Origin of the sequence: Actinomadura kijaniata NBRC 14229, assembly GCF_001552175.1 — a bacterium.
GTDB classification, from domain to species: Bacteria; Actinomycetota; Actinomycetes; order Streptosporangiales; family Streptosporangiaceae; genus Spirillospora; species Spirillospora kijaniata.
Genome location: NZ_BCQR01000282.1, coordinates 1 through 7516, shown reverse-complemented (window position 1 = coordinate 7516; position 7516 = coordinate 1). Strand labels below are relative to the sequence as shown.

Below are 7516 nucleotides of genomic sequence, written 5' to 3'. Positions count from 1 at the left end.
GGGCGCGGCGCAGCGCGGGCGCGGCCGCCGCGCCGCCGCGCGCCAGGTGCTCGGCGTGCCCGGCCAGCAGCAGGTCCGGGAACCGGGTGCCCGGCTCCAGCGACAGCGCGACCTCGGCGAGCCGCCGGGCGTCGTCGCGGCAGCGCTCCCAGTTCGCCACGGTGGTCGCGTGCAGCGTCTCCACCAGCAGGTCGGCGGCGGCGTCGCGGTCGCGGGCCACGGTCCGCTCGGCGGCGCCCAGCAGCAGCGGGACGGCGTCGCCGGACCGGCCGAGCTGGATGTAGCCGGTGCCGCGCATCCGGTCGGCGGCGATCCGGCCGTCCTCGTCCAGGTCGGGACCGGCCCGGTCCAGCAGCTCCAGGGCCGGCACCGGCTGCCCGGCGCGCAGCGCGCCGGGGGCGGCCGCCAGCAGCCGGGCGGCGTGCCGCGGGCCGGACGGGGTGAGCTCGGCGGCCTGCACCAGCAGCGCCGACTGCGCGGCGTACCCGCCCCGGGCGCGGGCGCGCTCGGCGGAACGTTCCAGTTCGCGGGCCAGCTCCTCGTCGGGGCCGGGCGCGGCGGCGGCCAGGTGCCAGGCGCGGCGGTCGCCGTCGGCGACCGGGTCGGTGACGGCGGCGAGCGCGGCGTGGACGCGGCGGCGTTCGGCCTCGTCCGCGCCCGCGTAGACGCCGGACCGGATCAGCGGGTGGCGGAAGCCGAGGACGGGCCGCAGCACCAGCAGGTCGGCGGCGACCGCGGGCGCGGCGAGGGCGTGCGGGCCGGACGCGCCGCCGGTGGCCTCCAGCCGGTGCAGGGCCCGCCACACCAGGTGCGCGTTGCCGGTCGGCTCGGCGGCCACGACCAGCAGCAGCGTGCGCACGTCGGGCGGCAGCGCGGCGACCTGGCGGCGGAACCGCTCCTCGATCAGGCGGCCGAGCGGGAGCCGTTCGGCCAGCGGCGGCGCCTCCCCCGCGGCGGGCGGGCCCCCGGTGCGCGGGTCCCGGGCCAGGTCGCCGGCGAGTTCGCGGATGGCCAGCGGGTTGCCGCGGGTCTCGGCGACGACGCGCCGGGCCACCTCGGGGTCCAGGCGGCGCGGCCCGGCGGCGTCCAGCAGCCGGTGGGCGGCGTCGTCGGGCAGCCCGCCCACGTGCATCCGGGGCAGGTCGCGCAGCGCGGACGACCCGCCGTCCCCGTCGCGGACGCCGAACAGCAGCGCGACGTGGTCGGCCTGGAGCCGCCGCCCGACGAACGCCAGCACCTCCAGCGTCTCGGTGTCCAGCCACTGCGCGTCGTCGCACACGCACAGCAGCGGCTGCTCCAGGCCCGCGTCGGTGAGCAGCGTCAGCACCGCCAGGCCGATCAGCAGCCGGTCCGGCGCGACGCCCGCGACCAGCCCGAACACCCCGCCCAGCGCGTCGCGCTGCGGCGCCGGGAGGGACGCCGTGCCGTCCAGCAGCGGCAGCAGCAGGCGGTGCAGCCCGGCGTAGCCGAGCTCGCGCTCGGACTCGACGCCGTCCACGCGGGCGATCCGGAACCCGTCGGCGCGCGCGGCGGCGTCGTTCAGCAGCGCCGTCTTGCCGACGCCCGCCTCGCCGTGCACCACCAGCACGCCGCTGCGCCCCTGGCCCGCGCGGTCCAGCAGCGCGCGGAGCGCGGCCGTCTCGTCGGCCCTGCCCAGCAACCTCATGCGCGAACCCTAGTGGTCCCCCGTGAACGGACCGGAGGGCGACTAAGGGGTTTCAAGGATTCGCCCGGCGGGGCCGTCGCCGGATGCTGGTGGGGAACGGAAGGGGGACGGAATGACGATGACGCTGGACGGGACGGCCCTGCGCCGCGTGTGCGGCGAGGCGCTGGGCGCGGTGGTCACCGGCGGGCTGGCGGAGGTGCGGACCCGGCGGCTGGGGCGGACGGTCCTGGTGTCGGCGCGGGGGCGGGACGTGACGCTGCGCCACCCGGAACCCGGGCCGGACCGGCCCCCGCGCGTCGTGGTGGGGCTGGTCACCCGGGCCGGGGCGCCCGGTGAGCTGGTCCTGTCCGGGGACGGCGGGCCGCGCGTCCAGCGGTTCGGCGGCGCGTTCGGGTACGAGGCGCTGGTGGTGCCCCACGCCGAGCCGGGGATGCCGCCGCCCGCGCTGGTCCGGCGGGCGGTGGCCGCGCGGCGGCCGCCCGGCGACGGGCTGGGCGCGGTGCTGGGCGCGTTCCTCGGCGGGCTGGCCGAGACCGGCGACCGGCTGGACGCGATGGCGGCGCCGACGGTCGGGCTCGTCCGCGCCTACCTGCTGTCCCGCGCCGACGGGGGCCCGGACGGCGACGCGCTCGGCCCGCGCCTGCTGCGCTACATCGACGACCACCTCACCGATCCCGGCCTGTCCCCCGCCTCGGTCGCCGCCGCCCACCGGATCTCCCTGCGCTACCTGTACCGGGTGCTGGCCGACGTGGACGTCACGTTCGGCGCGTGGGTCCGCGCCCGGCGGCTGGAGGGCGCGGGGCGGGACCTGGCCGCGCCCGGCGCCGGGCACGTGACGATCGCCGCGGTCGCCGCCCGCTGGGGTTTCGCCGACGCCGCCCACTTCAGCCGGGTCTTCCGCGACGCCTACGGAGTCTCCCCGCGGCAGTGGCGCGCCGGGGCGCGGCCGCCGGACGGTCAGGCGAGGCCGACCAGGTCCGCGTAGTCCGGGCCCCACAGGTCCTCGACGCCGTCGGGCAGGACCAGGACGCGGTCGGGGCGCAGCGCCTCCACCGCGTTCTCGTCGTGCGTGACCATGACGACCGCCCCCCGGTAGGCGGCGACCGCGTCCAGGACCTCCGCGCGGGAGGCCGGGTCGAGGTTGTTGGTGGGCTCGTCCAGCAGCAGGACGTTGGCCGCGGAGGCGACCAGCCCGGCCAGCGCCAGCCGGGTCTTCTCGCCGCCCGACAGCACGCCCGCCGGCTTGTCGACGTCGTCGCCGGTGAACAGGAACGACCCCAGGACGCCCCGGGCCTCGGCGGCGGACAGGTGCGGCGCGGCGGCGGCCAGGTTCCGCCCGACGCTGCGGTCGGGGTCGAGGGTGTCGTGCTCCTGGGCGAAGTAGCCGAGGCGCAGGCCGTGGCCGTGGACGACGCGGCCCGCGTCGGGCCGCTCCACCCCCGCCAGGATCCGCAGCAGGGTCGTCTTGCCCGCGCCGTTCAGGCCGAGGACGATCAGGCGTTCGCCCCGGTCCACGGCCAGGTCCACACTGCGCAGGACCGCCAGGTCGCCGTAGGACTTGGCCAGGCTCACCGCGCCCAGCGGGGTCCGGCCGCACGGGGCGGGCTCGGGCAGCCGGATCCGCGCGACCTTCGCCGCGCGGCGCGCCGGCGCCAGGCCCTCCAGCATCCGGTCGGCGCGGCGGGCCATGTCGCGGGCGCGCACGGCGGTGGACGAGCGGGCCCGCATCCGGTCGGCCTGGGCGTGCAGGGAGGCGGCCTTGCGCTCGGCGGCGGCGCGCTGCCGGGCCAGGCCGCGTTCGGCGGCCGCGCGGTCGGCCAGGTAGGTCTCCCAGCCGGTGTTGTGGACCTCCAGCGCGGCCCGGTCGGGGTCCAGGTGCCAGACGCGGTTGACGGTGTCGGCGAGCAGCCCGGTGTCGTGGCTGATCACGACCAGGCCGTGCCGGTACTCGGCCAGGAACCCGCGCAGCCAGGCGACCGAGTCGGCGTCCAGGTGGTTGGTGGGCTCGTCCAGCAGCAGGGTGCCGCGTTCGGCGAACAGGATCCGCGCCAGCTCGACGCGGCGGCGCTGCCCGCCCGACAGGGTCCCGACCGGCCGGTGCAGGACGTGGTCGGGCAGGCCGAGCCCGGCGGCGATGCGGGCCGCCTCCGCCTCGGCCGCGTAGCCGCCGCGCGCCTGGAACTCGGCCTCGGCGCGGGCGTAGCGGGCCATCGCCCGGTCCCGCCGCGCCGGGTCGGCCATCTGCTCCCCGGCGGCGCGCAGCGCGCGGACGGCCTCGTGCAGGCCGCGCGCCGACAGGATGCGGTCGGTGACGGTGACGTGCGGATCGGCGGCGGCCGGGTCCTGCGGCAGGTAGCCGACCTCGCCGCCACGCGTGATCGTTCCGGCGGCGGGCCGCGTCTCTCCGGCGAGGGCCCGCAGCAGGGTGGTCTTGCCCGCTCCGTTGCGGCCGACCAGGCCGACGCGGTCACCGGGGCCGACATGGGCACTGGCGTCGGACAGCAGGACGCGGACGCCGGCACGCAGAACAACACCCCGAAGGGTAATCATGGAAGTACGCTCCGAATTCACTCAGGGACACACGGGTGGCGTGAAGGCGGGTCCCTGAGCTAGGACATTCGGGGCGTGGACATGTCACCCAGCGTAGGTGAGGACTCCGGGGTGGCGGCAAACGTTTTTCCGGGGGCGCTGGCACAGTGGGGTCATGGCACGCAGTTTCGAGGATCTCGTCGAAGAGGCCGCGACCGCCCCGGTGGAGGGCTGGGACTTCTCCTGGCTGGACGGCCGGGCCACCGAGGAGCGCCCGTCGTGGGGCTACCAGCGCCTGATCGGGGAGCGGCTCGCCGCCGTCGGGTCGGCGCTGGACCTTGAGACCGGCGGTGGCGAGGTGCTGGCCGGGGTGCCGAGACTGCCCCGCCTGATGGCCGCGACCGAGTCGTGGCCGCCGAACGTGGCCCGGGCCACGCGGCTGCTGCACCCGCTGGGCGCGGTCGTGGTCGCCGTCCCCGACGATCCGCCGCTGCCGTTCGGCGACGAGGCGTTCGACCTCGTGGTGGCCCGCCACTCGATCAGGACGTGGTGGGACGAGATCGCCCGCGTGCTGCGGCCCGGCGGGACCTACCTGTCGCAGCAGGTCGGCCCGGCCAGCGTGTTCGAGCTGGTGGAGTACTTCCTCGGCCCGCAGCCGGACCGGCGCCGGGCGCGGCGGCCCGAGGACGCCCGCGCCGCGGCCGAGACGGCGGGCCTGGAGGTGGTGGACCTGCGCTCCGAACGCCTGCGCACCGAGTTCTTCGACATCGGCGCGGTGGTCTACTTCCTGCGCAAGGTGATCTGGATGGTGCCCGGCTTCACCGTGGAGGCGTACCTGCCGCAGCTGCGGGCGCTGCACGAGCGGATCGAGGCGGAGGGCCCGTTCGTCGCGCACTCCGCGCGCTTCCTCATCGAGGCGCGCAAGCCCGCGCGCTAGACCGTGCCCCCACCCCCTGACCCGCGGTGCCCGCCCGGGGCCCGCGCCTCGCCAGGACCCGGCGAGCGCGACATCGCTTCGCGATCCGACCCGCGGGTCAGGTGGCGCGCTCGCGGGCGTGGCCGGGACCCCCTTCGCGACAGGTCCTAGTCGCGGTCCCCGCGCTTCTTGTCGTCCCCGCGCTTCTTGCGGTGCTCGCGTTTCCGGTCGCGGTGCTTCTCGCGGCGGTCGCGTTCGGGGCGCTTGACCCGGGTCGGCCTGGACGACGGCCGCGCGACGGCCGGGGCCGGGGTCAGTGTGGGCGACGGAGTGGGCGGCGGAGCGGGCGGCGAGGACGCGGCGGGGGCCGGTTCCGCGAGGTCCGGCCGGGGCGCCGGGCCGGGCGTCGCGCCGGGGGTGACCAGCGCCAGGACCAGGGCGGGGGCCAGGGTCAGCGCGCCGACCCGGGCGGCCCGCCGGGCGAACGGGGCGTCCTCCGGGCCCGCGTAGGCGCGGTTCACCAGGCGGAAGCGCCCGGTGCTGCGCGCCGCGCCCGCCACCAGGACCAGCACCAGCACCGCCTGCGCGACCACCGCGACGGCCAGCGCGCCCGGCAGCGCGGTGCACAGCACCACCAGCCCGGCGGCGACCACCGGCAGCGACAGCAGAACGCCTCGATACCCCAACCCGGCCTCCTTCCGTCTCCCACGGCCGATCCGGAAGGCTACCGGGACGGGGGACCCCGGCCGTCCGGCCCCTGAACCTTCCGGTGCGCCCGCGCCGTACCGGAAGGTGACGGTTCCTCCAGCGGAAGGCCGGTATGGGGCGCACGGGCGTGACATGGCACGATGAGCGCGTGCCCTCGTCCCCCGAGGCACGCGCCCTGAGGTCGGCCTTCTTCGCCGCGGTGTGCGTGCTGCTGTCCGCCGGGGCGCACGTCCACGCCGGGGGCCGTCCCGTCCCGCCGGGGACGCTCGCCGCCGCGATCGGGATCGGCCTGGTCGCCGCCTACGCGTTCGGCGGGCGGGAACGCGGCCTCACGGCGCTGCTGCCCGCCACGTTCGCGGCGCAGTACGGGCTGCACCACCTGTTCTCCTGGGGCGCGGGGCACGCCGCCCCGCCCGGACCGGCCCCGGCGGTGGAGCACCTCCACCAGGCGACGTCCACGCCGATGCTGCTGGCGCACGCCGTGATGGCGCTGCTCACCGCCTACTGGCTGGACCGGGGCGAGGCCGCGTTCTGCGGGCTGGTCCGCCGGCTCGGCGCGCGGGCGCTGGCCCTGCCGCTCCCGGCCCCGGCCCCGCCGTTCCCGGCGCTCCCCGTGCCCGCCCCGCGCCGGGTGGCCGTGCCCGTCACGGTCATGCTGCGGGCCGCCATCGCCCGGCGCGGCCCGCCCGCGTCGATCTCCCGCTGAGAAGCCCCCGGCGCCGCCGGGGGTGGTCGTCACGCGTGCCCTGACCACGCGTCCCCCTTTTCTTCCAAGGAGATCGACGTGTCCGTGGACACCCCTGTCCGGCCGAGCGCCGGACGCTCCGCCCCCGCCCCGGGGCGGCGCTACCGCGCCGTATGGCGCTGGCACTTCTACGCGGGGCTGCTGGTCGCGCCCGTGCTGCTCGTCCTCGCCGTCACCGGCTCGCTGTACCTGTTCAAGGACCGGTACGAGGAGTGGCGCTACCGGGACCTGCGCACGGCGGCGGCGACGGCGAGCCCGCGCCCCCTGGCCGAGCAGATCGCCGCCGCCCGGGCCGCCCGGCCCGGCGCGGCCGTGGCCTCGGTGATCCCGCCCGGCCGTCCCGGCCGCACCACCCGCGTGATCTTCGCGGGGAACGCGGCGGGGCCGTTCGCGCCCGGCGTCTCGGTGTACGTGAACCCCGCCGACGCCCGGGTGCTCGGCGCCGTGGACGACTCGGCGACGCTGATGCGCAAGGTCCGCACCATCCACGGCGAGCTGATGGCCGGGACGGTCGGCGACCGCGTGGTGGAGACCGCCGCGTGCTGGTCGCTGGTGCTGCTCGGCAGCGGCGCCTACCTCTACTGGCGCGGACCGGCGCGCCGCCGCGAGGCGAGGCGGGGCCGGTCCCGGCTGCGGCGGGTGCACGCGGTGACCGGCGTCTTCGCGGGCGTGGTGATCGCGTTCCTGGTGGTCAGCGGGCTGCCGTGGTCGGGCGTGTGGGGCGAGGCGTTCCAGCGGATCGCCACGGCCGCCGGGTCCACGCCGCCCGACTCCGACCGCTTCGCCCGCCGGTCCACGCCGCCGGACAAGGGGCGCGACCTTTCGCGGCACCCCGACGCCAGGGTGCCCTGGGCCGCCGAGGAACGCCCCGTCCCCGCCTCCGGGCACGCCGGTCACGGCGGCGCGGCGGGCGGCACGGTCGGCGCGGCGCCGGTCGAGCGGGCGCTGCGGG

Annotated in this window: 7 protein-coding genes; 4 read left to right on the top strand and 3 right to left on the bottom strand. The window is 78.0% G+C overall.

All coding sequences use genetic code 11. The features are described 5' to 3' along the window. Window positions 1-1666 (bottom strand): AAA family ATPase (locus AKI01S_RS47375; RefSeq protein WP_157420702.1); only part of this gene is annotated, 1666 nt, incomplete at its 3' end. A gap of 112 nt (window positions 1667-1778) precedes the next feature. On the opposite strand from AKI01S_RS47375, the gene AKI01S_RS54530 reads away from it, so the two are divergent. Further along, window positions 1779-2651, top strand: coding sequence for a helix-turn-helix domain-containing protein (locus tag AKI01S_RS54530; RefSeq protein WP_067833365.1), 873 nt, complete (start codon window positions 1779-1781; stop codon window positions 2649-2651). Here AKI01S_RS54530 and AKI01S_RS47365 read toward each other — a convergent pair. Beyond that, on the bottom strand, window positions 2624-4216 hold the full coding sequence (locus AKI01S_RS47365; RefSeq protein ID WP_174567485.1) for an ABC-F family ATP-binding cassette domain-containing protein: 1593 nt from the start codon (window positions 4214-4216) through the stop codon (window positions 2624-2626). The genes AKI01S_RS54530 and AKI01S_RS47365 overlap by 28 nt on opposite strands. Before the next feature lie 154 nt (window positions 4217-4370). Here AKI01S_RS47365 and AKI01S_RS47360 point away from each other — a divergent pair, with 154 nt between their 5' ends. Next, window positions 4371-5132: a methyltransferase domain-containing protein gene (locus AKI01S_RS47360; protein WP_067833362.1), complete on the top strand. Its 762-nt coding sequence runs from the start codon at window positions 4371-4373 to the stop codon at window positions 5130-5132. Between the two features lie 146 nt (window positions 5133-5278). On the opposite strand, the gene AKI01S_RS47355 is transcribed toward AKI01S_RS47360, so the two are convergent. Continuing rightward, window positions 5279-5797, bottom strand: a complete 519-nt coding sequence (locus tag AKI01S_RS47355) for a hypothetical protein (protein ID WP_067833359.1) — start codon at window positions 5795-5797, stop codon at window positions 5279-5281. Between the two features lie 170 nt (window positions 5798-5967). On the opposite strand from AKI01S_RS47355, the gene AKI01S_RS47350 reads away from it, so the two are divergent. Continuing rightward, window positions 5968-6525 (top strand): hypothetical protein, encoded by a 558-nt coding sequence (locus AKI01S_RS47350; protein WP_084000952.1) that lies wholly within the window; start codon window positions 5968-5970, stop codon window positions 6523-6525. A 78-nt stretch (window positions 6526-6603) separates the two neighbouring features. Beyond that, the coding region (locus AKI01S_RS47345) for a PepSY-associated TM helix domain-containing protein (RefSeq protein WP_174567484.1) at window positions 6604-7516 on the top strand (913 nt) is incomplete at its 3' end.

Excerpts from the sequence above, each read along its gene's own strand:
- AKI01S_RS54530 (WP_067833365.1), top strand. The coding sequence starts at position 1,779 with ATGACGATGACGCTGGACGGGACGGCCCTGCGCCGCGTGTGCGGCGAG.
- AKI01S_RS47365 (WP_174567485.1), bottom strand. The coding sequence starts at position 4,216 with ATGATTACCCTTCGGGGTGTTGTTCTGCGTGCCGGCGTCCGCGTCCTG.
- AKI01S_RS47360 (WP_067833362.1), top strand. The coding sequence starts at position 4,371 with ATGGCACGCAGTTTCGAGGATCTCGTCGAAGAGGCCGCGACCGCCCCG.